Origin of the sequence: [Phormidium] sp. LEGE 05292, assembly GCF_015207735.1 — a bacterium.
GTDB lineage: Bacteria > Cyanobacteriota > Cyanobacteriia > Cyanobacteriales > Aerosakkonemataceae > Floridanema.
In genome coordinates, this window is the sequence record NZ_JADEWG010000028.1 from 21,139 (window position 1) to 44,446 (window position 23,308).

The window sequence follows — 23,308 nt, forward strand, 5'->3', positions numbered from 1 at the left end:
GTCAGACAGAAATGGCTGAACCCTTTAAACTTATAATTGGTCTATCTTTGAAAGCTAATGACTAATTAACTTTAAATATTTAGTAGCGATTGGAAGAATTGTTATTTCTGCGTCCACCACCAAACGATCCACCACGTTCTTCACGAGGTTTTGCTTTATTGACCTTTAAATCACGACCCATCCATTCTGCACCGTCAAGTGCTTCAATGGCAGCTGTTTCTTCTGTATCTGCACCCATTTCCACGAAACCAAAACCGCGCTTCCGACCTGTTTCGCGGTCAGTGGGAAGCTGAACTCGCTTTACTGAACCATATTCTGTAAACACAGAAGTCAAGTCGTCTTCTGTAACGTCATAGGAAAGATTGCCTACATAAATTGACATAGATTGTCTCCAAAATTTAAGGAATGAGGAGAGTGAAATTTCGGAGAGAAGTCTGTCAATGGAAAAACGTAGAAACTAGTTAATACTAAAAACAAATGCTGCAACCGAATATTTAATTCTCTTCTGTCATAGTAGCACTTCGGAGCAGCTTTTGCACTAATTCAAGCAATAATTTTTCCCGAAGAAGGCCAACAATAACTGACGATCGATGCCCCACATTTCTAAACTGTATTCTTTGACACTAGAATACACCGATCGCCTACTGCAAAACACTTAGTTGTTTGCCGAATTGGAATTTATGCAAATAATGGATGAATTTTAAGCTTTAGCAATATTAGTAGGTTTAACCAAACTAGAAATTGCTTGCATTAATGTTTCTGGTTCTACGGGTTTAGCAATATGTTTTTGAAAGCCGCTAGAGAGTGCTTTTTGTTCATTGATTTCTCCGGCGTAGGCAGTAAGTGCGATCGCAGGAACTTCTCCACCTTTTTCTGTTGGCAAAAAACGCAATTTTTCAAGTAACATATAACCATCCATTTCTGGCATTCCAATATCACTAACTAAAATATCAGGCACGGATTCATTAAATGCTGTTAACGCTTCTTTCGCTGATGATACTACTGTCATTGTTGCGCCATATTCTTCTAAAACAAAACTCATTAATTGTCTAACATCTGCTTCATCATCTACTAATAAAATTTTCACCCCTGCCAAAGGTAAAGCGTCAATATTAATTACTAAATCGTTAAGTTTTTCCGATTTTATGATCTTATTAACCCGATTCAATAGGGGTAATTTCACAGTAAAAGTTGCGCCTTTACCTTCTCCTTTACTTGCTGCTAATACAGTTCCGCCGTGCAATTCTATCACTTGACGAACGATCGCTAATCCTAAACCTAAACCGCCGAATTTCCGAGTTGTACTACTGTCAGCTTGGCGGAAATAATCAAAAACGAATGGGAGAAATTCCGGGTTAATCCCTTTGCCATTATCAATTACTTGAATTTGCGCTTGCTGATTAACTTCTTCTAATTTCACTTCTACTTTGCCGCCAATTTGAGTAAACTTGACTGCATTAGAAAGCAAATTCCAAATTACTTGTTGTAGTCGGTTGGCATCACCTGTAACTAAGCCAACATTAGGGGAAAAATTTGTGTCGATTTGAATAGATTTGGCTGTTGCTGCTAAACGGACTGTTTCTATTGCCGCTTCAATGACATTGATTAAATTAACAGGAGCTATATTTAAACTGAGCTTTCCGCTTAAAATTCGAGAAACATCTAATAAATCTTCGACTAACTGTGCTTGTAGTTTAGCATTACGTTCAATAGTTTCTAAGGCTTGAGCGGTTTTTGTTTGATTGAATTGCCGAGTTCTTAATAATTTTGCCCAGCCTAAAATTGGATTTAAAGGCGATCGCAATTCATGAGAAAGTACTGCTAAAAATTCGTCTTTGGTGCGGTTAGCGGCTTCCGCTTCTTCTCTAGCTGCTTGCTCTCGCGCTAAAATTTGTTCTCGCTCTTTTTCTGCCTGTTTTCGATCGGTAATATCATGGAAAGTTACCACACCTGCGACAATTTTCCCAGTACGATCGCAAATTGGTGCCGAACTCACTTCAATAAAACCGTAACTACCATCACCTCGCAAAATCTTAATCTCTTCGCCTGTAACAATTTCACCTGTAGTCAGAGAACGAGCTAAAGGCCATTCTTCTGCTTGATACAATTTACCATCAGGATGAAAACCTGGATATCGATCGTATTGTTCCACATTATCAGAAGGAACAAACTGTTTTCGCCAAATTTGTTCTACTTGTTTATTACCTAAAATTAGCTTACCGGAAGGAGCTTCGGCAATGATTACTCCTCCCGGCATTTGTTGTAAAACTGCTTCCAAAAGTCCTCTTTCTGACTCTAGTTGTTTAAGTAATTCCTCAGTTCGTTGTCTGGCTAATACCTGTTCTGTAACTTCTACTCCATGAAGCAATATCCCTTCAATTTCTCCAGCAGCATTCCACAAAGGTTGGTAAACACAATTGAAAAAACCTTGATAAATAGTGCCGTCATGATAGCGATCGTACACCGCAGGCATTTCATTACCTTCAAAAGTAATTCCAGTCTGATGAACTTCATCTAATGCTTCAAAAAAACCCTGTCCCTGCAATTCAGGAAAAATTTCCTTCATTGGTTTACCAATTAATTCTGCTTCTGAACGACCTACAACTTCTTGATGAGCAGTATTCACAAATTCATAAATATGATCGCGTCCTTTAGTAACAGCAATTAATGCTGGTGCTTTACGGAAAAATTCGTGCAGTCGGGAACGTTCTACTTCGGCTTGAGTTCTTGCTTGTTCTGCTTCTTGACGTGCTGTTTGTTCAGCAGCTAAAAGTTGCGTGTGTTCTGCTTCTGCTTGTTTGCGATCGTGAATATCGATCGCACTTCCTACCCATTTAATCACATTACCGCGAGAATCATGAATCGGAGCAATCGAACCTAAAAACCAGCGATATTCTCCATTAGTTTTGCGAACTCGGTATTCTATTTCGTAGCTTTCCTTAGTTGTTGCGGCTACATTCCATCGCTGAATTAACCGTTCTACATCATCAGGATAAACAACTTTAGCCCAACCTGAATTTAAAGTTTGTTCTCTATTTAAACCTGTATATTCATACCAACATTGGTTGCAGTATTCAAGTTGACTATCAGGAGCGGAAATCCAAACAAATTGGGGCAAACCTTCAGCTAAAATACGATAGCGTTCATTACTTTCATGTAATGCTTCCTTAATACGTTGCGATTCAGTAATGTCTAATGATATACCTGCCAATAATTTTCTACCTTGAGCATTGGGAAGGGAAAATTTGAATGCAGTATAAATATGTTCTCCATCTGGTTGTAAGGCAGTTTCGATAAATTCTATCCCTTGATTTGATGCTAAAACAGCTAAATCATTACTGCGCCATTGCTGTGCTACTTCGGAGGGTAAAAAATCAAAGTCTGTTTTTCCAATAAAATCTTTAAGCTGGCGAGCGAATATTCGCTCAACTGTCTGATTAACATAAATATAACGTCCAGTTTCGTCTTTAATATATGCCGTTGTAGGGCTATGTTTCATAAAACTTTCAAACAACTGCTGAGTTTCTTGCAGTTTTTGTAAATTCCTTTCCACTCGTAACTTAGCATTTCGTAAACCTGCACTGACAAACACCAGCAACAAAGCCACTGACAACAGTATTATTAACCGAAATAGTTCTCTTCCTGAATCAATAGCTAAAGAGTAAATTGGCGGAATGAAAAAAAACTTGAAGGTAATTCCTGCTAATACTGTAGCTAATATCCCTGCTTTTTTTCCACCATAAAGGGAAGTCAGAGTAATTGAGGCATAAAATAGGGCAAAAAGCGTTGGCGTAAGTAGAGGTTGCAAAAACCATGTCAAAATTAAGACGATCGTATTAGCAACGATAGCCACAAAATAACTATGGTATTTTTGGTAACTTGTTTTGATGATGGAAACGTTTCTCAAGGCAGATCTGGCTCACGCTTGTTGAAACTATAATAACTTACATGAGATGGCAACTTTTTAACACTAACCTGGGATAGAAATTTTTTCTTTGAGCCACACCAAGACCTAAAGGTACGCGGATTGAGATTATAAAATTAAGATTAATTTTTTGCTCATTAATCACTATCTGCTTAACCGTTCCTAAATTAAACAACACTGCACGACATTAATTTTCTAACTATTTAAAATCTACTCATTATCCACAATTTCATCATCCTTGAGTCTCACGGGCTTTGCGTAATTTCTCCTCCAGTCGTGCCATCACTACTTCACCATCTACTACGTCTCCACGTTCGATAGAAGCCAGCCCAGCTGCTAGTTTTTTCTTAGTTTCTTCTTCCCATTCCTGATAACCATTCTCCCATTCCTCCAACAGTTTCAATGCTTTCACAATTACATCTTCAGCATTTTCATATCTGCCTGTAGCAATTCGAGTTTGGATAAATTGCTCGTATTCCGCTTTCAGTTGGATGTTCATAATTTTTACCTCTGGGAATAGGGACTCCTGCTATTTTCCTTATAACAAAGGGTAGAGAGCATTAGCCTGAAATTGCCAATTCTGCTCTTAAGAAATCTACAAATTGCCGTGCTGTACGTCCCGATCGACCATTATGACGAGTCGCCCATTGTAACGCCCGCTGTTCTATCTCTTCTGCGGGTAATTTGATTGCGGCTTGATTCGCTAAATGCTGCACAATTGTTAAATAAGTTTTCTGATCTGTTGGTTCAAAAGTTAAGGTTAAACCAAAGCGATCGCTAAACGAAAGTTTTTCCTGCATTGTATCCCAAGCATGAACTTCATCGTTATCACTTGGTCGGGGTCGATCGGCAAAAAATTCCCGAATTAAATGCCGCCGATTAGAAGTCGCATAAACCACCACATTTTGCGGTCTTGCGGTTAAATTTCCTTCCAAAACTACCTTTAAAGCTTTGAAAGCATCATCATCTTCTTCAAAGGAAAGGTCATCGACAAAGATAATAAATTTCTGCGGTAAATTGCGGATCTTTTCCACAATTGATGGTAAGTCTTTGAGTTCAGTTTTGCCGACTTCTATGAGCCGCAAATTGCGATCGCCATATTCATTCAACAAACTTTTCACCAAAGAAGATTTTCCCGTCCCTCGACTGCCATATAGTAACACATGAAGTGCTGGATAACCTGCTAGTAAAAATTCGGTATTTTTAATTAACGCCTCTCGTTGTAACTCATAGCCAACTAACTCTTTTAAGTTAATCGGATCGGGATATAAAATCCCCACTAATTCTCCACCTTGCCAACGAAAAGCTTGATATTCCGCAAATATACCTGTCCCAAATTCTCGATAATAATTTGCTAAATCTGCCAAAATCTCTGTCCAATCTTCTAATTCTTGCCAAGTGGCAATTAACTTTATTTCTTGAGGCGATCGCAGAATTGCTTGGTCAGATTCTAAATACCAAACAACCGGAGCTAAAGCCAGTTGTGCAGCTTCTTGTATCCAATAACTAATATCAGCACCGCTACATTCATAAAGACTTTGTAATGCTTGTAAATCTTGGCGAGCAGCCGCTACTAAAGCTGGCGGCAAATCTGCTAATTTGTGATATTGGGCTTGTTGGCTAAAAGGATTTCGATCGCGGATAATTTTGCTTAATAAATGTTCTTGCCAACTTTGATTTTTGCTAGCTAAAGCCTTTACCCATTGCCCATAAGCTTGTAAGTAACTTAGCCCATCTGCATCACGATGTCTCAAAGCTTGCAGTAAATTGAGGAAAGCTATACCAGGCGCATCATTCAAAACAGATTGGTACAGCAATAGAGAAGCCGCTTGACGTTGGAGAAATTGTACAGGAGCGATCGCAGAAGCATTCATTAATAGAATAAATAGCAAAAACCTAGTTCCATAAATTATGGTAGCAGCAAAAGTAACCTTATTCACGCTAGTAATAATCTCAACCTTTATTTTAATCATAGTCTTTTTGAGCGTCTATACTTAAAATTTGTTTATATTTTACTGTCAAAGTATATTGAAAATTGTTTAAAAATTTCTTTCATGTAGGTTTACTGTGGAGATTAAGGAAAAATAAATCTAGACTGATTAATATAGGCTTTACTAAGGAACAAAGAAATGGACGCTAATGAATTAATCGAACGTTACGCACTCGGAGAAAGAAACTTTAGTGAGATCAATCTCATCGGTGTTAATTTAGAAAAAGCTAACTTGACAAACGCCAACTTTTCTGGAGCATATTTGGGAGCCACTAACCTAAGTCGGGCGCAATTAACAGGAGTAAATTTTGCAGGAGCTTTCCTACATCGGGCGAACTTAAGCTTTGCTAAACTTAACGAAGCAGTGTTAACAAATGCCGACTTAACCAAGGCTAATTTGCAGGGAGCAACTTTAATTAAGTCAATACTTAAAGGAACCAAACTAAGTGGAGCTAGATTAACCGCAGTCAACTTTCGTTTAGCTAACTTAGAAGGCATAAATTTATGTGGAGCAGATTTACGCGGAGTTAATTTACGTTCTGCAAATCTTAGCAATGCTAATTTAAATTGGGCTAATCTCACAGGAGCTAGATTAAGTGGTGCCTTACTTCAAGGAGCATCACTTAATGGAATAAAATTATGTCAAGCTCTACTCAATGGTGTAGATTTGAGTGGCATGGAATTAGAGGGTGTTAACTTTAGTGAATCCAAATTAAGTGGTGCTAACTTAACAGCAACTAACTTATCTGCCACTAACTTAAGTAATTGCCAATTGCGAGTTTCATTATTAGCTAGAGCAAATTTGCACGCAGCAAACTTAACAGGCTCAGTACTTTCTAAAGCAGATTTGTGTGAAGCAAATTTGAGTAAAGCAGATTTAACTACTGCGAGTTTGAATGAAGCTGATTTAACAGGAGCAAAACTAAATATGGCTAATTTAAGTGAAGCCGATTTATCTAATTCCAGTTTGCGAAAAGCTTACCTGTGGGGAGCTAATTTAAAGGTAGCTGAATTGCGGGGAGCAGACTTAAGAGGAGCCAGTCTCCGGGGTGCTTATTTACATGGTGCAGACTGGCGAGAGGCAATTTTAACTGGTGCAACAATGCCAGATGGTAGTTTGCATGAATAGTTAACTTTAATTAAGAATTAGTTAATTAAAAATTCTTAACTAAGCAGTTGAAAGGATCGTATTCAAACCTTTGGTCATAATTAGTTTCACCATATAAATTAAAGCTGATTGTGGGTGTATTAGCGATCGCTTCTACATGATGAATTACCTCCGGCATTAAACAAATTATATCTCCCGTTTCTAAAATACACTCACCAATTTTTTCTATAAAATTAGGCAATTTAGCATCGTCAGAACATCGCCAAAAAGTATTTTTTTCCTGCCCACTAATCAGCGCCACAACTCCCCAAGTTCCATGATTATGAATCGGCGAAACCTTTCCTGGCAACCAACTAACAGTTTGTATTGTTAAAGCAAAATCTGGCTCATCATAAAGCATTTGCACTGACCAACCTGTGTCTGGATCGGGTTCTAAATATTCTCCTTGTAACCAAGACGAACTAATCAGCAAACGACGCACCAACGGACGAATTGCCTGAAGTCGTTGATAGTCATCAGAAATATTCTGCACGATATCTTCTACATCAGTTAAAAATCGATAAAGGCGATAAGGAGAACTTAAATCTACAGCCTCATCTGAAATTTCTTCTGCTTTATATTGCCCATCATTTCTAACTAACCAATCTCGATTCATTATCTTTTCATTGGTAATGGGTAATGGGTAGTGGGTAGTGGGTAGTAGGAATCCGATTATCGACTACCCACTACCTACTACCAGCGTCAATCTTATAAATAGCAACTTGCTTTACTACCTTATATACGTTTCTCATCCAATATTGGATTTATTTAAATCCAAATTCCCAGTTGCTTCGTATTAAGAGTAGCTACTACACAGTTGAGCTATTAAATAGGCTTGCAGACTGTAATAGCGTCCTTGCACTCCAAAACATTAATAAAACTCAAAGGCTAACTATGCGTAAACCTTCAGCATTATTACTCGGTCTATGTATCAGCAGCTTGGTTTTCAGTGCTTCTTTAGTAACTGCAACTACAGCCAGAACAGCTGTTAAAACTGATACTGCGATCGCGCAAGCAAATCCCTGTGCTGCTAAACCCAATCCTTGCGCTGGAAAATTAAAAAATGTCGGTGGGCCATTAGCTAAAGAACTGCAAGGAAAACCTGTAGTTGTAGATATTTTTGCTACTTGGTGTCCCGCGTGTAAAACTCTGGAACCTACCCTATCTCAGTTGCGTCGAGAGTACACCGGAAAAGCCAATTTTGTGGTATTAGATGTTAGCGATAAAGCTAAAACTATGCGCTCAGAAGCTAGAGCCAGACAGCTAGGACTTGAGAAATTTTTTGCTGGAAATAAATCCAAAACTGCAACAGTTGCCATTATCGATCCAGCTACAGGAAATATCTTGGTGCAACACAGCAAAAATCCCAGTAAAGCTGCTTATACCTCTGTGCTGAATTCAGCTATTGCTAAAAGGTAGTTCTTAAAAAGCTATCAGATTATTGGTTAATAAAGGCTTCTCCGTCAAAAATATTCCGCTGCATTCTACCTGATGGAGAACAACCTTTTATTGAGGGAGCAAGTTTATCAAAAACTTTCTCCTTTACAGGAGTTTTTGTCACTTTTTGAACGCACGTAATAAAGTTTCGAGAGATTCCCATGTCACAAATTGAAAAATTCGATCGCCAACCAACCACCACTAAAACTAACAGCTTTAAAATCCGCAAAACTTCGTTAATTTTTAGTGGTTTAGTACTACTCGGTTCGATCGTAGCCATGATGATTAGTGGGCCAGTTTCCCTGCAAATCGATCTTCTAGTAGCAGTCGTAGAAAACAGTTACCAACAATGGTTAAAAAGTCAAAATACAGCTAATCCATTAGTATTAGTTCCTTTAGCATTTGTCGGCGGACTGCTTGCTAGTATTTCCCCTTGTATCTTGGCACTTTTACCGATTAATCTCAGCTACATTGGCACGCGCAACATTACTTCTCGTCGAGATGCTTTCATCAAGGCAAGTTTATTTGTTTTAGGGGTTGTAACCATTCTCAGTTTGTTTGGATTAGCTTCTTCCTTCGCTGGTGCAGTGATGGTTGAGTATCGCGGTTATATCAATATAATTGTCGGATTTATCATCCTAATTATGGGGTTGAGCTTAATCGGAATTATCCGTTTACCTCTACCTCAAATAAATGTCAATGCTTCTAATTTAGGCCCTTTAGGAGTGGGTGTAACCTTTGCTTTAGTGAGTTCTCCCTGTGCTAGTCCCGTATTGTTTGCTGTGTTGGCGGCAAGTGCAGCAACTGGTTCCCAAATTTTGGGAACAATTACAATGATTAGTTATGGTTTTGGTTACACCATGATTATCTTTCTCGCCAGTGTATTGACTGGTTTAGCAAAGCAAACAAGGGTATTACTAAATTATTCCGAATTAATTGTCAGAGTTGGTAGTATTGCTTTAATAATTGCCGGAGTTTATTACTTAATTGCAGGAACGCGCTGGTTTTTTAGTTAGAAACTAAGAGGCGTTAAAGAGATTTGCGCCTCCGCATCCGGCTTATATATTGTCCGTGAATATTGACACAGTAAGGAACAATGTAAGTGAAGCCAGCAGAAATCCAGCGATCGCGATTCATCTCTCCTTTAATCACAGCAGATCCGTGATTGATTATAAATAAAAGTGTCCCAACTACAGTAGCAACTTTTACCGCTGTTGGCATTAACTCTTGATCGAGCAGGCAAAAACAGTATTGCTTTAAAGAATTCATATACTAATCCAATCAACACTACCTGAGATGCTACAATAAAACATCTAAATTGCTTTCTAATCCGTAATATAAATAACACTCTGATAATCCTGAATCAAGACGCTGTGAAATGTAAATCCGAATTAGCGTTAAAGCTTTCTGTAAGCAACTATCTAGTGAAAAATACTGACTCTAATCCCACAAATGGATTATCGAAAAATCTAGCACAAGAAACGGATGCAGCATTGTTTCATGCTTTGCAGGCGGGGGAAACTTCTGCATTAACTGTGCTTTACGATCGCTATTCCAGCCTTGTTTATGGTTTATCTTTGAGAATCTTAACTAATCCCCAAGAAGCTGAAGATCTCACCCAAGAAATTTTTTTGCTGCTCTGGCGTAATCATTCTTATAATCCGAATCGGGGGTCTTTGAGTAGCTTTTTGTCAGTGCTTACCCGATCGCGTGCCCTCGATCGACTGCGATCGCGTAGTAGCAAACTAAAACTTCTTCAGCGATCGCAACAAACTATGACAATTGGAACTGATAGTAATCCACCTTTGGAACAAATTTCTTTAAGTGAACGTCAAGAAATTGTTCGCCAAGCTTTAGAAAAACTCCCCCTTAAACAGCGTCAGGTTTTAGAATTAGCTTACTATGAAGGACATTCTCATTCAGAAATTGCTCAACAATTAAATACTCCTTTAGGTACAGTAAAAACTTGGGCACGTAAAGGCTTACTAACACTTAGACAAAACTTGAAAGAATTAATCGAATAATTAAGATGTACTATGTCTAAATATTTTCCTTCAGAACGCATTCAAGAGTTAGCCGCTGGATACGTTTTAGGCGATCTTTCCTCAGAAGAAGCCGAAGAATTTCAGCAGTTATTACGAGAATATCCTGAACTCGCTACAGAAGTTGATAGTCTCCGAGAAGTGCGAGAAATGATGGCTTATTTACCAGAAGTAGCACCACCACCGCATTTGCGAACAAAGATTTTATCAGCGGCTCAAACTGCTCATCAATCTAAAATTAAACAATTAAAACTTTCGGTTTTTCGCCGGAATAATCTAGTAACTGGGATTGCAGCATTGTTAGCGATCGCCTTCGGTTTAAATAATTACTATTTACACCAACAACTTAACACCGCCCAAACTCAACTAACTCAACAAAAACAAGTAATTGCCAAACTGCAAGAAACCGATTCTTCTGCCAATTCGACAAAACTTGTCATGGCTTCCGAAGCCTTTTTACAAAAAAATTGGCAAGGGATTGATAAAATTTTCAAAGATCATCTCCGTTCAGTTTCGCAAAAACAAAGCCCTGTAGATTTTTCCTCTTCTAATCCCATGAAGATTGTGAAAAACTTCCAAAATCAGTTAACTTTTACCTCTGATGTTCCCTACGTCAGCAACAACAAAGCCAAGCTAATGGGAGGTAGTTTTTGCGATTTTGGGGAAACTCAAGGTATTCGCTTTACCTATAAGCTAAAAGGAGGACAGATGGTGTCTCTCTATCAAATTAAAAGGGCAAATAATATGTCTGTTCCTCAGCTAAACGGAGAGCGTCTTTACATTGGACATAAAGATAGTCCAGCAATTTTAATTTGGGATGATGAACGTTTTTTCTATGTCTTAATTGCGCCATTATCTAAACATGAATTAGAGCAACTAGCTGCCAATGTTGAATATATGCAAGCCTAATTTCACGTTAAGGTTGAGCTAAATAATTTATCGGGGCGAGTTTAGCCAATATCTTGGGCTACCTGACGGCAGATAAATTGCACGATTTAGATAAAACTGAATTCCTTTCTCTAAGTTTAGCAGTAAAAGTAAAAATTCTTCATGTTATAGCAAGTAAAGTGATGGCTTACAGCAAAAAAATTAATATTTTTTTTGCTATTTATTGGGCAAGCTATAACTAGAGACTATTTTTACCACTATTAAGGAGATTAATCATAATGGATGCCCATGAATTACTGAAACGCTACGCAGCAGGGGAAAGAGATTTTACCGGAGTTAATTTAATTGGTGCTAACTTGGAAAGTGCCAATTTAACAGGAATCAACCTTTCCAATGCCTACTTAGCAGCAGCAAACTTCAAACGAGCGCATTTAACAGGAGCTAATTTAAGTGAAGCTTTTCTTCACAGAGCAGACTTAACTTTTGCCAAACTTAATGAAGCATTCTTAACAAATGCGGATTTAACAAAAGCAAATCTTCAAGGAGCTTATTTGGTTAAATCCGTACTCAAAGGAGCCAGATTAAGCGGCGCAATTCTTAGCGCAGTTAACTTCCGTTTAGCCAACTTACAAGGTGTAAATTTTTGTGGCGCAGATTTACGGGGAATTAACTTCCGAGCCGCCAATTTAGTAGATGCTAACTTGAGTTGGGCTAATCTTAACGGAGCTAAATTTAGTGGCGCAATATTGCGGGGAGCAATACTAAACGGAGTCAAATTAAGTAATGCTTGGTTAAATGGTGTAGATCTCAATAGTGTAGATTTAGAAGGAGTTAATTTAAGCGAGTCAAAACTAAGTGGCGCTAACTTAAGCGGAGCTAATTTATTAGCTAGTAATTTAAGCAATGCTCAGTTGCGCGTTTCCATGTTAACTAGAGCAAATCTTCACGCAGCTAATTTAACAGCCGCTAATTTGAGTAAAGCTGATTTGTGTGCCGCCAATTTAAGTAAAGCTGATTTGAGTGCCACAAATTTGAGTAAAGCTGACTTAACAGGCGCGAATTTAAACATGGCTAATTTGTACGATGCTATTTTAGCGGAAACTTGTTTGCGAGATGCTTACTTATGGGGAGCTAACTTTTGTGTCGCACAAATGAGTAAAGTAGATTTGCGTGGTGCTAGCCTGCGTGGTGCATTCATGGAAGCTACCAAAAATCAATGGCAAGAGGCTATGTTAACTGGAGCCACTATGCCAGATGGCAGTCGTCATTTGTAGAGTTATAAACTAGATTAAAATTTAAGGTCGTGCATTTTATAAATTATGTACGATCTGATTTTTTCTTAATTTTTTGATAACCTCATATAAGCTTCACGGCTAATTATGTCAAGAGGAGTAAATTTTCATAATCATGAGAAAGATTTATTTGAGGGGGTGTAAAATTGTGTTATGTTGAAATAGTAAACAACCAAAAGAGACAACTACGTTCTCTAAATTTACGAAGATTAAGATATCATTATTAATGAACAAAGAGGGACTTAGAATGCTAGCTTTAAATAGCGCATATCACTACAAAGATCACAAGCGTTCATTTAAAGAAGCAGAACCAATTCCAGGGGAAAAAAAAAGAGCGATCGCATACAGTATGGACGCTCTAGTTCCAGGGATCTACGCTTGGTTTGGCTCATGGAATTTTCGCATCGGTGGTAGCAGAGCAGAAAGAAGCTACCCCGGAACTATACATAGTTTCGCTGGTTTGGCGCTAGTATTACCCGGATACCGGATATACAGCACCTATCAGGGAGACTATGACCCTCGATAAACATCAAATTGACGGGATAGGTAAAATTATTAGCAAAACTTTACCTACCCATAAATTTGAAGAGATTATGCAGCAAGCTGGCTACAGACGCATTAGTAGCCAGCCAGCTGAAGGTGACAGAATTAAGGTAGATTGGTATCACTACAAATGGGCAAAAGTTGAAGCGATTTATACACCGGATCAAAAGGTAACTATTACCGCTTATCATCCAGAAAAAAAGGGTGTAGCTGGGTACTAGTTTAAAATGGCAAGGGCGATCGTATTTTAAGAAGTGGAAACAACAAGTCTCCTGAAAAGCCTTGTGATAATATATTAATACACTGTCTGGAGAAAGCAAAAATGTCAACAGTCAAAGTTGAAATTCAAATGTCTTCAGAAGAATTACTAAAAGCTGTTTCCCAACTAAGTTTACCAGATTTAGAGAAATTTGTAACTCAAGTTATTGCATTACAAGCACAGCGTAGAGCTAATAAGTTACCACAAATTGAAGCAGAATTGCTGCTAAAAATTAATCAGGTAATTCCTTCAGATATACAAAAGCAATATGATGAATTAATTGTTAAACGACAAGCTGAAACTCTAACAACAGAGGAGCATCAACAGTTATTGAAATTGACTGAACAAATAGAAAAATTGCAAGCACAAAGAATAGAATATTTAGTAGAGTTGTCACAGATTAGAAAGATTTCGCTGACGGAACTAATGGAAAATTTAGGCATTCAGGTGCCAAACTATGTCTGAGAGTCGAGTTACATTTGCTCAGAAAAAGGCTGTAGCTGAAAGGGCTTTTAATTGTTGTGAGTATTGCAAAAGTCAGGCACGTTTTGCTATTCAAGCATTTTCAATTGAACATATAATACCCATTAGTAAAAGTGGAGAGACTGCATTAGATAATTTAGCTTTGGCTTGTCAGGGATGTAACAATCACAAATACAATAAAACTGAAGGGCGCGATCGCGTAAGTAGTGAAACTGTGAAACTTTACCATCCACGCCAACAACAATGGAGCGATCATTTTGCGTTGAACGATGAATTTACTTTGATAATTGGATTAACTCCGATTGGAAGAGTGACAGTGGAAGAATTGCAACTCAATAGGGAGGGTGTTGTTAATTTGCGACGGGTACTTTATGCGATCGGAGAACATCCACCTATTGAGGTTAATTAGTAGAGTTTTTCTATTTACCCCAAAGTCAACAATCCATCGGCAAAATTCACCGTTAATGGCAGCATTTTCAACCATTGTAAACCCAATAAAGATTCAGGAATTCCATCCCCAGCTAAAACCGGAATTATGTACTCCTGTCCATCCAGTACAACTCTTCCTTCATATATGTCAAAATACTCCCAGCCTCGTGCTGTCTGCATTGTCCGATTACGTTCAATCACAGACCATCCTAAACTTTCTGCATCTTGGGTATCAAGTGCTAGCCAGCCAGTAGTAAAACCCGTATCTAGTAAAACTTCGACAGGAAATCTTTCTCCATCAGCGGTAATTAAATCAATTTCAAAAATTAGCTCTCCAATCTCACCGAACTTGCCCGAAATCATATCATGCCACAGGCTCCTGTCTCATTAATTCGGAAAGTAACAAGCCAACCACTAGGGTACTTTTGACGCGCTTTTTGAACCGCTACCTCTTCATCAGGGTCGATAAAATAACTACCACTGTTTGGTTCGATAATAATGAACCAGTTGTAATGATCATCTATCAATTGAGGGCGAACTTGTTCAAAAACTACTCTACTTCGCTGACATCGGGCATCTTTTTCGGCTTTGCGTCTGGCTAGTTCTTCTGGGGGTATTGTGAATTCTGGGAATAATCTTCCTTGACGACGGGGAATTTTTCGTGGTGTTTGAGTCATAGCTTACGTTGCTCATTCAAGTATTAGTAATTATATTTTAAATGTGAATGTAAGTAATCATTAAACCAACTTGACTAATTTAGCTGAGCTTCCACAAGCAAATCGCGCAAGAGACTTATTTGCTCATTTGTTAACCCAATTGTTTTGAGATAAGCAATTACTCCTCCATATTTATCATCTAAATATTTAAAAGTATCTAACAAAGTTTCCGCACGACATTCAAACATATAAGCATTGCCAAGTTCCCTGGCTTTTGGTAACAAAGGTGCATACAAAGGTGCAAGATAATCCCCACTTAAAACGAAATCTTCCACAATCGTATGTACTGGTACATTTGCCACACTCAGCAACAAAGCAATAGTTAAACCAGTGCGATCTTTTCCCCCAGTACAATGAATTAAAACTGGTGATGGTAAACTCTCAATAATCGTTTCTAAAATCTTCCGAAACTGTGCTTGACAGCTATCTAACCAAATATAGTAGTTTTTTGCCTGAGTTTTTAAGGGTTTTAACTGTTCTAATAGTTCATTTTCAAACAAGGGAATATTTAGATATTTTATCTGTTTTGATTCAGCAAAAACACTAGGTCTATTCTGTACTTCAGAAGCATAGCGTAAGTCAATAATTGTTTTTACACCATAATCAATTATTGCTTGTTGGCTTGCTAACGGAAGTCGATGCAAACTATCTGAACGCAGAATGGTTTTCCAGCGTGTTTGATAACCATCAACAGTAACATAACCTCCAATATCCCGAATATTATAGCTACCTTCTAATGGTAAGTGACGTTGTAAATTTGAGAAGTTTTCCATACTTTGTATTTAGTGGGCAGCCATACCACCAGCCGCCTTAACTTTTTTAAAGAATAACACAGCAATTCCACTTAATAATAAAGCACAACCAACTAAATAGAAACAATCATTAAAAGCCATTATGTAAGCTTCCCGACGCACAACATTACTAATAGCTGCTAATGCCTGATTTTGTGCTGTGGCTAAATCTGCACCTTTACTCACAAAAAACTGAGTTAATTGATTGATTCTTTCTTGAGTTTCTGGGCTATAAATTGAAACAGCTTCTCCTAAGCGATTAGAATGAAATTGTTCCCTTCTGGTGAGTAAAGTTCCTAATACGGCAATTCCTATAGAACCACCTAAATTTCGCATCATATTAAATAAACCAGAAGCAGAACCAGCTTGTTCTTTTTCAATGCCAGATGTCGCAATTGAAGTTAAAGGAAGCATAATTAAAGGTTGTCCCATTGCTCGGACAATTTGCGATATTCTTAATTGCTCATATCCAGTTAAATTGGTTAAGTTAGAATTCATAAAAGCACTAATCGCAAAGATACTGATTCCTACTCCTACCATGACGCGCACATCTATTTTTTGCTGCAATTTAGGGAGGAAAGGAATAATAAATAATTGAGGAATTCCTGCCCACATCAAAACTTCCCCTGTTTGCATAGCGTTATAGTTTTGAATTTGACCTAAATATAGGGGTAATAGATACAGCGAACCATACATTGCTGCCCCTAAAGTAACATTAACGATCGCAGATAATCCAAAATTACGCCTTCCCAATAATCTAAGATTGATAAAAGGTCGTCTACGGGTAAATTCAATAAATAGGAAAAGTGGGAAAAATATTGCTGCAATTATGGTAAACCGGACAATAAAATCTGAACTAAACCAATCTTTGCGGGTTCCTTCTTCCAAAATAACTTGTAGAGAACCTAAGCCGATCGCCATAGAAATAATTCCCCACCAATCACCACCTTTTAATAAATCCAATTTTAATTTTTGAGGGGCAATTCCATACCAAATTGCACCAATCATCAAAAGACCAGGAATTAAATTAAGATAAAAGTTATATTGCCAGCCAAAATTTTCCGTTAACCACCCTCCTAAACTTGGCCCGATTGAAGGAGCAAAAGTAGCTGTTAAACCAAACATTGCTATTCCAATTGGTTGTTTTGCTGGCGGAAGTGTAGTTAATATAGTGGTAAAAGCCATCGGAATTAAAACACCGCCAGTAAAGCCTTGCAAAGCCCGGAATAAAATCATTGAATTTAAATCCCAAGCCCAAGCACAAGCCATTGAAAATAAGATAAACAGGGCAGAATTTACCAACAAATACCAGCGAATAGAAAATACTTGTGATAGCCAAGCAGTCAGAGGAATTACGACAATTTCTGCTACTAAATAAGAAGTAGAAATCCAAGAACCTTCTTCTAAGGTTGCGCCTAAAGCTGCTTGAATTTCCCGCAAAGAAGCGTTAGTAATTTGGATATCTAAAACTGCCATGAATGCGCCTATCATTGCGCCAAAAACCCCTATCCAAACTTTTAAAGGCACCTGGTTTGATGGCACACTTTGCGGCACTTTTCCATTTGATATTTCAGTCATAGTTTTTATAATTGATTACAGATTAGAACAATTTCTCCCATAACTGCTGACTTTTCTAACAATTCATGGGCGCTTTGCGCTTCTATCAAAGGAATTATTTCAGCAATGTTAGGCTTAACTCTATTCTCTTTTAACATATTTTTTAATTTTTGGCTTGAGGAAGAATGCCCATTCTGGCATAAATAGGGTGTACTAATGGCTTGAGGCGTGGTAGTTGTCGGGCAAAATATAAGGAACCTAAAATGCAAAATATACCGCTGATTATAACTGTATTGGGCGCACCAATATAATTAGCTAATCCGCCAGCGAATAAGTTACCAAAGGGGATAACTCCGAAAAATGCCAATGTGTAAATACTGAGTACTCTGGCTCTTTTATCATCTTCGACAATGGTTTGCAATAAGGTGTTGCTGGAGGCAAATTGTAGTATAAAACCTAACCCAACTAGAAACATCATAATTAGAGAAAACCACAACACACGGGATAAGCCAAAAGCAACTAAACCTATTCCCATAATTGCTGGAGAATAGGCAATTATTTTACCCAATCCCACCACGCTTTTCCGCATACTAAGATACACTGCACCTACTAATGCACCAACTCCCGATGCTGCCATTAAAAATCCTAAAGCATCTGCGCCACCATTTAAAACTTTTGTAGCGAATATAGGAACTAAAACTGTATATTGCATTCCCATAAAACTGACTAATGCTAGTAGCAAGATGATGGCACGAATCGGGGGAAAACCGAAAGTATAAACAAATCCTTCTTTTAACCTTTGTAAGGAATTTCCTTTAGTATTTAAGCTTACAACATGAGGCTTTAGTTTCATTGCTAATAAAGCTAAAATTACTGCTATGTAGCTAAGTCCATCTATGAGAAAACAATAACCTGCTCCTACTGTTGCTAATACTATACCAGCAATAGCAGGGCCAATTAATCTGGCTCCATTAAACATAGCAGAATTGAGGGCGATCGCATTTGCCATATCATCTCTTTTTTCCACAATTTCAGGAACAAAAGCTTGACGTGCTGGCGCATCGAAAGCATTGATTGTCCCCTGAAATAAACTGAGTAAAATTAAATGCCAAATATCAATGCTTCCCGTTAAAGTTAACACAGCTAAAGCTAATGACTGAATCATTGCTAATACTTGCGTGGCAATGATGACTCGATGGAGATTCCAACGTTCTACAAATACCCCTGCAATGGGGAGAAATACCACACTAGGTATTTGGCTAGAAAATCCCACTATTCCTAATAGCCAAGGTGATGTGGATAGCTTATAAACTAACCAAATTGTAGCGACTTGAGTCATCCAACTGCCAATTAATGACAAACCTTGTCCTGCAAAGAAAAGGCGATAATTCCTCGATTTAAATGCTGGTATATTCGGGATCAACTTTTTTGTACTAAAAGCCATATTTTTTAGTTAATTAACATTTCTTCAATTATTACTGAAAATTTGGTTTTGTGGAGCAGTTGAATAATGAATTTATAACTTAAGTTAGAATATATAAAAAATTTGTAGAGACGTTATATATAACGTCTCTACATTATGTCAAATCAACCAAACATCAAATTATATCCCAGGTTAGAGGTTAACAGTTTTCAGTGACATTTCAGGGTAACGTTCTCCAGAAGCGACACCTTTAGGAGCAATGCGATCGATCATTTCCAACTCATCCAAAGTTAAAGCAACTCCTTCCGCCGCTGCCACATTTTCCTCTAAATATTTGATTCTTTTTGTACCTGGAATTGGGACAATATCTTCACCTTGAGCTAACAGCCAAGCTAAAGCTAATTGAGAAGGTTGACAACCCTTTTCTTTGGCTAATTCTTCAATCTTTTTCACTAAATCCAAATTCTTTTGAAAATTCTCCCCTTGGAAGCGAGGAGTATAACGTCGCCAATCATCTGGCGCTAAGTCATCAATACTTTTAAATTGTCCTGTTAAAAAACCTCTACCCAAAGGACTATAAGCTACAAAAGCAATCCCTAACTCGCGACAAGTTGGCAAAATTTCATCTTCAGGATCGCGAGTCCAAAGGGAATATTCTGTTTGTAAAGCCGTAATTTGATGCACTGCATTTGCTCGGCGAATTGTTCCCGGCGCAGCTTCGGAAAGTCCCAAAAACCGCACCTTTCCCGCTTGTACTAACTCCGCCATTGCGCCGACAGTTTCTTCAATTGGCACATTGGGATCGACTCGATGTTGATAATAAAGATCGATAATATCTATTCCCAAACGTTGTAAACTCGCATCACAAGCTTGGCGGACATATTCCGGTGTTCCATTCACACCTAAAAACTCACCATTAGGCGATCGAACATTGCCAAACTTAGTAGCTAAAATCACTTCTTCCCGGCGATCTTTAATTGCCTTTCCTACCAATTCTTCATTTTTTCCTACCCCATACATATCAGCAGTATCGAGGAAATTCACACCTAAATCTAAGGCACGATGAATGGTAGCAATTGACTCTTGTTCATCGCCACCTACATAAAAATCAGACATTCCCATGCACCCTAGTCCGATGGTGGAAACATTTAAAGAACTCTTGCCCAATTGATGGTATTTCATAGTTCTGGAAATCGCTACTTATTAAAGGCTAGCAGAAAGGATCGGGATTTATGGATTTACATGATGAACAGGATTAATTAGCAGGATTAATGAACGGGATTAATGAACGGGATTAATCAGCAGGATTAATGAACGGGATTAATGAACAGGATTAATCAGCAGGATTAATGAACGGGATTAATGAACGGGATTAATCAGCAGGATTAATGAACGGGATTAATGAACAGGATTAATCAAGAAATCTAGTAAATCTGTAAATCCCGATCGAATTTTCCCAGTCCCCAGTCCCCTTACTTCACATCCACAGTTACAACAGCTGACATCCCAGGAGAAATTCTTGACTCATAACCTTTGATACTTTCAGAATCAAAAATTACTTTTACAGGAATGCGTTGCACAACCTTTGTAAAGTTACCCGTCGCATTATCAGGAGGTAACAAAGCAAACTGAGCACCAGAAGCAGGAGAAAAACTATCAACTCGACCCTTAAAAGTATGATTCGGAAAAGCATCAAGCTTAATTTCTACCTCTTGTCCAGGCTTCATGTTTTCCAACTGCGTTTCCTTGAAATTAGCAGTTACCCAATAATCATTACTAACTATTGCCATTAAAGGAGTTCCGGCTTGGACTCTTTGCCCAACTTCTACCGACTTACGACCGACTTTACCATCAGCGGGAGCCGTAATATCGGTGTAAGATAATTGCAGCTGAGCATCTTTGAGGGCTGCTTCCGATTGCGAGATAGCTGCTTGTGCTGCTTCAAATTGTCTGCGATTTACTTCTGTTTGTTGACCACCCGCCGTTGCTTGTTGCAGTCCACCTTGAGATGCAGCTAATTTCGCTTGGGCTTGTACTACTTGTTCTTGGGCTTGGGCGACTTTGGCTTGGGCGCTGGCTACTCCCACTCTCGCTTCATCTAATTTGGCTTGGGCGGTGGCTACACCTTCATTTGCTTGAGCGACTCTGGCTTGGGCTTGTTGAATTCCTTGTTGGGCGGCGTTTCTTTGCGCTAAAGCTACTTGGTAAGCTGCTCTGGCAGTTTCCTGTTGTTGTCTAGAAACTGCACCTTGCTGAAACAAAGCTTGGTAACGATTATAGTCGGCTTGGGCTCGTTGTAAAGTCGCTTCTGTATTTGCTAATTGCGCTTGTGCCGATCCTACACCCGCTTCGGCTTCCTTAACTGCGGCTTGGGCACTGGGAATACCTGCTTGGGCTGCTGTAACAATGGCTTGCGATCTCGGAACTCCGGCTTGGGCTTCTTTTAATGCAGCTTGGGCGGTGGAAATAGCGGCTACAGCTGCTTGGACATCTCCTTGGGCTGTGGCTGTTTTGCCTTGGGTAGTTTGGGCAGCTAAACTGATATTGGCTTGGGCGGCGTTCGCTTGACGGCGTGCGGCTTCTAATGCGGCTTGGCTACTTTGCACTTTCACTTCAAAGTCGCGGGGATCAAGTTTGATCAATGGCTGACCTTTGCGTACTTGTTGGTTATCATCCACTAATACGTCACTGACGGTATCGTTGATCCGGCTACTGACATTAAGAATGTGTCCGGCAACGGTGGCGTTGTCTGTTTCTTCGTGAGTGGAAGCAAACTGCCAGTAGTTATAACCAAATGTGCCCGCTGTGGCGATCGCACCGATTCCCAATGCTGCCAAAATGAATTTCTTTGGCCCTTTTTTCGGCGCTTTTTGGGGAGGAAGCGGTTCTTTTATTCTTTTTTCTAATTCTTCTCTCTCCGGTGCCAGCAATTCTTGTTCTGTCACCGTTGAATCTATCGTCGGTTCTAATTCTGGTTCTACAACTGGTTTTTTTCCGTTTAGTACAGCAGTGTTTGTGCGTTTCATAATTTCAGTCTCTTGGTAAATTCGTTAAGTAATCTGGAATATTTAGTGTACTTAGCTTTAACTACGGACTTGTTTATTTAGTATGCGTACCATTTTACAAAAATTAATTAATAACAGCCTCATCCCCTAGAGATATCAACTAATCTTCCGCAAGTTGGGTTAGGAGAGATTAGCGATCGCCAAATCCAGCACTTCCGAAAGTAGTTGGCGCTGGCTGTCTGGGATACCTTGAAAAGCTTCTTCTCGTAATTCTTCAGCAATTGGCGGTAAGACGAACTTCAACTCTTTTCCGGCATCCGTTAACCAAATTCGCCAAACTCGGCGATCGCGGGTATCTCGTTCTCGGCGCACTAGTCCCCGCTGTTCCATGCGATCGAGCACTCCCGTCAAAGTACCGCCCACCTGTTGCAGCTTGTCACCTATGCTAGAAGTCGCTAAGCCGTCTTCCTGCCATAAGCAACACAACACAACCCAGTGAAAAGGCGTTAAACCGTGAGGCTCAAGTCGCTCTTGGAATTTACGTGCTAGCAGTTGAGATAGTAGCTTGATCCGGTAGCCCATACCGTGTGGCGCTAAAACCTCTTGCCACCCCCTCGATAACTTTTGTTCTACAGATGGAGCAGGCATTTAGCCTCCTAAGAATTACTTAGCGTCCTTAATTTAAGGATACGACATATTCAAGGTATCGTCAAGTAAGAAACTAACTTCAGCCGAACTAGTTAGTTCTTGATAAGAATTTGAAAGAAAACATTCTGAGTTACACAAAATAATTTAAAGTCAAAATAGATAACTTTTACACAAGTGGGACAAGGAAATGAGATTCGCTGTGGTCGCTAGTGCAGCAATATCTACTACTGTCGCATTAACATATTTTAGTTTAGCAGAATCAGTTAATGCTCAAAAGATTCTTCAGAAAGACAAGAACTTCCTGAGTTTGCCCGACCAGAGCAGCAATTCAGACTTAAGAAATAAGCAAAGATATGATTACGATAGCGATCGGTATGACCGGGATTGGAACGATCGGAACAGATACGATGGGGGACAGCGTTCCCAGTACTATGATGAGATTAACAGACTTTATCGCCAAGTATTAGGGCGAAATGCTGATTATGACGGACTAAGAACTTGGTCAAGAGAGTTACAAAGAGGTAGGTCTTTGAGCTATGTTCGGCGCGAACTGGCGTACAGTCAAGAAGCAGAAAATACAATCAACAATATTTATCGGCGAGTTTTGGGGAGAAATGTAGACCGAAATGGTTTAAGGACTTGGCAATCAGAATTAGCTAGAGGTAAAAGCTTGCGGGAAGTGGAAAGATCGATCGCACGCAGTCCAGAAGCCAGAAATAAAAGATAACAAATC

26 protein-coding genes are annotated in these 23,308 nt (G+C 38.9%); 11 read left to right on the top strand and 15 right to left on the bottom strand.

Annotated features, from left to right (window positions below; genetic code table 11):
• Positions 1-79 precede the first annotated feature (79 nt).
• The 4 genes from IQ264_RS10780 to IQ264_RS10795 form a co-directional block, all read right to left on the bottom strand.
• Positions 80-382, bottom strand: coding sequence for an RNA recognition motif domain-containing protein (locus tag IQ264_RS10780; RefSeq protein WP_193980778.1), 303 nt, complete (start codon positions 380-382; stop codon positions 80-82).
• Between the two features lie 318 nt (positions 383-700).
• Positions 701-3,853 carry a PAS domain-containing protein gene (locus tag IQ264_RS10785; RefSeq protein ID WP_193980779.1) on the bottom strand — a complete coding sequence of 1,051 codons (3,153 nt, stop codon included), beginning with the start codon at positions 3,851-3,853 and terminating at the stop codon, positions 701-703.
• A gap of 304 nt (positions 3,854-4,157) precedes the next feature.
• The gene (locus IQ264_RS10790) at positions 4,158-4,424 is read right to left on the bottom strand and encodes a type II toxin-antitoxin system ParD family antitoxin (RefSeq protein WP_193980780.1); all 267 of its coding nucleotides are present in this window, start codon (positions 4,422-4,424) and stop codon (positions 4,158-4,160) included.
• Between the two features lie 61 nt (positions 4,425-4,485).
• Positions 4,486-5,799 carry an ATP-binding protein gene (locus IQ264_RS10795; RefSeq protein WP_193980816.1) on the bottom strand — a complete coding sequence of 438 codons (1,314 nt, stop codon included), beginning with the start codon at positions 5,797-5,799 and terminating at the stop codon, positions 4,486-4,488.
• A gap of 255 nt (positions 5,800-6,054) precedes the next feature.
• On the opposite strand from IQ264_RS10795, the gene IQ264_RS10800 reads away from it, so the two are divergent.
• Positions 6,055-7,044: a pentapeptide repeat-containing protein gene (locus tag IQ264_RS10800; protein ID WP_193980781.1), complete on the top strand. Its 990-nt coding sequence runs from the start codon at positions 6,055-6,057 to the stop codon at positions 7,042-7,044.
• A gap of 25 nt (positions 7,045-7,069) precedes the next feature.
• On the opposite strand, the gene IQ264_RS10805 is transcribed toward IQ264_RS10800, so the two are convergent.
• Positions 7,070-7,678 (bottom strand): cupin, encoded by a 609-nt coding sequence (locus IQ264_RS10805; RefSeq protein WP_228061443.1) that lies wholly within the window; start codon positions 7,676-7,678, stop codon positions 7,070-7,072.
• A gap of 278 nt (positions 7,679-7,956) precedes the next feature.
• Here IQ264_RS10805 and IQ264_RS10810 point away from each other — a divergent pair, with 278 nt between their 5' ends.
• Positions 7,957-8,481, top strand: coding sequence for a thioredoxin domain-containing protein (locus IQ264_RS10810; RefSeq protein ID WP_193980782.1), 525 nt, complete (start codon positions 7,957-7,959; stop codon positions 8,479-8,481).
• A gap of 179 nt (positions 8,482-8,660) precedes the next feature.
• Positions 8,661-9,515, top strand: a complete 855-nt coding sequence (locus IQ264_RS10815; RefSeq protein ID WP_193980783.1) for a cytochrome c biogenesis protein CcdA — start codon at positions 8,661-8,663, stop codon at positions 9,513-9,515.
• Between the two features lie 13 nt (positions 9,516-9,528).
• On the opposite strand, the gene nrtS is transcribed toward IQ264_RS10815, so the two are convergent.
• Entirely contained in the window at positions 9,529-9,768 is a 240-nt protein-coding gene (gene nrtS / locus IQ264_RS10820) for a nitrate/nitrite transporter NrtS (RefSeq protein ID WP_193980784.1), read from the bottom strand.
• 155 nt (positions 9,769-9,923) lie between these two features.
• Here nrtS and IQ264_RS10825 point away from each other — a divergent pair, with 155 nt between their 5' ends.
• The 7 genes from IQ264_RS10825 (at position 9,924) to IQ264_RS10855 (ending at position 14,415) form a co-directional block, all read left to right on the top strand.
• Entirely contained in the window at positions 9,924-10,523 is a 600-nt protein-coding gene (locus IQ264_RS10825; protein WP_193980785.1) for a sigma-70 family RNA polymerase sigma factor, read from the top strand.
• A 12-nt stretch (positions 10,524-10,535) separates the two neighbouring features.
• The gene (locus tag IQ264_RS10830; RefSeq protein WP_193980786.1) at positions 10,536-11,450 is read left to right on the top strand and encodes a hypothetical protein; all 915 of its coding nucleotides are present in this window, start codon (positions 10,536-10,538) and stop codon (positions 11,448-11,450) included.
• Positions 11,451-11,707: 257 nt separating this feature from the next.
• Positions 11,708-12,703, top strand: coding sequence for a pentapeptide repeat-containing protein (locus IQ264_RS10835; protein ID WP_193980787.1), 996 nt, complete (start codon positions 11,708-11,710; stop codon positions 12,701-12,703).
• Between the two features lie 265 nt (positions 12,704-12,968).
• Positions 12,969-13,247, top strand: coding sequence for a hypothetical protein (locus tag IQ264_RS10840; RefSeq protein WP_228061444.1), 279 nt, complete (start codon positions 12,969-12,971; stop codon positions 13,245-13,247).
• Positions 13,234-13,485: a hypothetical protein gene (locus tag IQ264_RS10845; RefSeq protein WP_193980788.1), complete on the top strand. Its 252-nt coding sequence runs from the start codon at positions 13,234-13,236 to the stop codon at positions 13,483-13,485. Before IQ264_RS10840 ends, IQ264_RS10845 begins: the two co-directional genes overlap by 14 nt.
• 101 nt (positions 13,486-13,586) lie before the next feature.
• Complete coding sequence (locus IQ264_RS10850) at positions 13,587-13,988, top strand: STAS/SEC14 domain-containing protein (RefSeq protein WP_193980789.1); 402 nt, start codon at positions 13,587-13,589, stop codon at positions 13,986-13,988.
• Positions 13,981-14,415: an HNH endonuclease gene (locus IQ264_RS10855; RefSeq protein WP_193980790.1), complete on the top strand. Its 435-nt coding sequence runs from the start codon at positions 13,981-13,983 to the stop codon at positions 14,413-14,415. The genes IQ264_RS10850 and IQ264_RS10855 overlap by 8 nt, the downstream gene beginning before the upstream one ends.
• 14 nt (positions 14,416-14,429) lie before the next feature.
• Here the strand turns inward: IQ264_RS10855 and IQ264_RS10860 are convergent, their stop codons facing one another.
• From IQ264_RS10860 to IQ264_RS10900, 9 genes are all read right to left on the bottom strand, one after another.
• The gene (locus IQ264_RS10860) at positions 14,430-14,798 is read right to left on the bottom strand and encodes an aspartyl protease (RefSeq protein WP_193980791.1); all 369 of its coding nucleotides are present in this window, start codon (positions 14,796-14,798) and stop codon (positions 14,430-14,432) included.
• Positions 14,795-15,112 carry a hypothetical protein gene (locus IQ264_RS10865; RefSeq protein ID WP_193980792.1) on the bottom strand — a complete coding sequence of 106 codons (318 nt, stop codon included), beginning with the start codon at positions 15,110-15,112 and terminating at the stop codon, positions 14,795-14,797. The genes IQ264_RS10860 and IQ264_RS10865 overlap by 4 nt, the downstream gene beginning before the upstream one ends.
• 74 nt (positions 15,113-15,186) lie before the next feature.
• On the bottom strand, positions 15,187-15,924 hold the full coding sequence (locus tag IQ264_RS10870) for a tyrosine-protein phosphatase (RefSeq protein ID WP_193980793.1): 738 nt from the start codon (positions 15,922-15,924) through the stop codon (positions 15,187-15,189).
• A gap of 9 nt (positions 15,925-15,933) precedes the next feature.
• Entirely contained in the window at positions 15,934-17,520 is a 1,587-nt protein-coding gene (locus IQ264_RS10875; RefSeq protein WP_193980794.1) for an MDR family MFS transporter, read from the bottom strand.
• 5 nt (positions 17,521-17,525) lie between these two features.
• A complete protein-coding gene (locus tag IQ264_RS33405) occupies positions 17,526-17,657 on the bottom strand; it encodes a zinc-binding dehydrogenase (protein ID WP_193980795.1) in 132 nt (43 codons plus the stop codon).
• 5 nt (positions 17,658-17,662) lie between these two features.
• Positions 17,663-18,943: an MFS transporter gene (locus IQ264_RS10885; RefSeq protein WP_193980796.1), complete on the bottom strand. Its 1,281-nt coding sequence runs from the start codon at positions 18,941-18,943 to the stop codon at positions 17,663-17,665.
• A gap of 171 nt (positions 18,944-19,114) precedes the next feature.
• Positions 19,115-20,104: an aldo/keto reductase gene (locus IQ264_RS10890; protein WP_193980797.1), complete on the bottom strand. Its 990-nt coding sequence runs from the start codon at positions 20,102-20,104 to the stop codon at positions 19,115-19,117.
• A 290-nt stretch (positions 20,105-20,394) separates the two neighbouring features.
• The gene (locus IQ264_RS10895) at positions 20,395-21,948 is read right to left on the bottom strand and encodes an HlyD family secretion protein (RefSeq protein WP_193980798.1); all 1,554 of its coding nucleotides are present in this window, start codon (positions 21,946-21,948) and stop codon (positions 20,395-20,397) included.
• A 159-nt stretch (positions 21,949-22,107) separates the two neighbouring features.
• Entirely contained in the window at positions 22,108-22,575 is a 468-nt protein-coding gene (locus IQ264_RS10900; protein WP_193980799.1) for a MarR family winged helix-turn-helix transcriptional regulator, read from the bottom strand.
• A gap of 187 nt (positions 22,576-22,762) precedes the next feature.
• Between IQ264_RS10900 and IQ264_RS10905 the strand changes: the two genes are divergently transcribed.
• On the top strand, positions 22,763-23,302 hold the full coding sequence (locus IQ264_RS10905; protein ID WP_193980800.1) for a DUF4214 domain-containing protein: 540 nt from the start codon (positions 22,763-22,765) through the stop codon (positions 23,300-23,302).
• The last annotated feature ends 6 nt before the right edge of the window (positions 23,303-23,308 follow it).

Excerpts from the sequence above, each read along its gene's own strand:
- IQ264_RS10850 (WP_193980789.1), top strand. The coding sequence starts at position 13,587 with ATGTCAACAGTCAAAGTTGAAATTCAAATGTCTTCAGAAGAATTACTA.
- IQ264_RS10790 (WP_193980780.1), bottom strand. The coding sequence starts at position 4,424 with ATGAACATCCAACTGAAAGCGGAATACGAGCAATTTATCCAAACTCGA.
- IQ264_RS10835 (WP_193980787.1), top strand. The coding sequence starts at position 11,708 with ATGGATGCCCATGAATTACTGAAACGCTACGCAGCAGGGGAAAGAGAT.
- IQ264_RS10815 (WP_193980783.1), top strand. The coding sequence starts at position 8,661 with ATGTCACAAATTGAAAAATTCGATCGCCAACCAACCACCACTAAAACT.
- IQ264_RS10795 (WP_193980816.1), bottom strand. The coding sequence starts at position 5,799 with ATGAATGCTTCTGCGATCGCTCCTGTACAATTTCTCCAACGTCAAGCG.
- IQ264_RS10870 (WP_193980793.1), bottom strand. The coding sequence starts at position 15,924 with ATGGAAAACTTCTCAAATTTACAACGTCACTTACCATTAGAAGGTAGC.
- IQ264_RS10895 (WP_193980798.1), bottom strand. The coding sequence starts at position 21,948 with ATGAAACGCACAAACACTGCTGTACTAAACGGAAAAAAACCAGTTGTA.
- IQ264_RS10890 (WP_193980797.1), bottom strand. The coding sequence starts at position 20,104 with ATGAAATACCATCAATTGGGCAAGAGTTCTTTAAATGTTTCCACCATC.
- nrtS (WP_193980784.1), bottom strand. The coding sequence starts at position 9,768 with ATGAATTCTTTAAAGCAATACTGTTTTTGCCTGCTCGATCAAGAGTTA.
- IQ264_RS10800 (WP_193980781.1), top strand. The coding sequence starts at position 6,055 with ATGGACGCTAATGAATTAATCGAACGTTACGCACTCGGAGAAAGAAAC.
- IQ264_RS10845 (WP_193980788.1), top strand. The coding sequence starts at position 13,234 with ATGACCCTCGATAAACATCAAATTGACGGGATAGGTAAAATTATTAGC.
- IQ264_RS33405 (WP_193980795.1), bottom strand. The coding sequence starts at position 17,657 with ATGTTAAAAGAGAATAGAGTTAAGCCTAACATTGCTGAAATAATTCCT.
- IQ264_RS10805 (WP_228061443.1), bottom strand. The coding sequence starts at position 7,678 with ATGAATCGAGATTGGTTAGTTAGAAATGATGGGCAATATAAAGCAGAA.
- IQ264_RS10840 (WP_228061444.1), top strand. The coding sequence starts at position 12,969 with ATGCTAGCTTTAAATAGCGCATATCACTACAAAGATCACAAGCGTTCA.
- IQ264_RS10905 (WP_193980800.1), top strand. The coding sequence starts at position 22,763 with ATGAGATTCGCTGTGGTCGCTAGTGCAGCAATATCTACTACTGTCGCA.
- IQ264_RS10860 (WP_193980791.1), bottom strand. The coding sequence starts at position 14,798 with ATGATTTCGGGCAAGTTCGGTGAGATTGGAGAGCTAATTTTTGAAATT.
- IQ264_RS10830 (WP_193980786.1), top strand. The coding sequence starts at position 10,536 with ATGTCTAAATATTTTCCTTCAGAACGCATTCAAGAGTTAGCCGCTGGA.
- IQ264_RS10885 (WP_193980796.1), bottom strand. The coding sequence starts at position 18,943 with ATGGCTTTTAGTACAAAAAAGTTGATCCCGAATATACCAGCATTTAAA.
- IQ264_RS10900 (WP_193980799.1), bottom strand. The coding sequence starts at position 22,575 with ATGCCTGCTCCATCTGTAGAACAAAAGTTATCGAGGGGGTGGCAAGAG.
- IQ264_RS10810 (WP_193980782.1), top strand. The coding sequence starts at position 7,957 with ATGCGTAAACCTTCAGCATTATTACTCGGTCTATGTATCAGCAGCTTG.
- IQ264_RS10855 (WP_193980790.1), top strand. The coding sequence starts at position 13,981 with ATGTCTGAGAGTCGAGTTACATTTGCTCAGAAAAAGGCTGTAGCTGAA.
- IQ264_RS10865 (WP_193980792.1), bottom strand. The coding sequence starts at position 15,112 with ATGACTCAAACACCACGAAAAATTCCCCGTCGTCAAGGAAGATTATTC.
- IQ264_RS10875 (WP_193980794.1), bottom strand. The coding sequence starts at position 17,520 with ATGACTGAAATATCAAATGGAAAAGTGCCGCAAAGTGTGCCATCAAAC.
- IQ264_RS10780 (WP_193980778.1), bottom strand. The coding sequence starts at position 382 with ATGTCAATTTATGTAGGCAATCTTTCCTATGACGTTACAGAAGACGAC.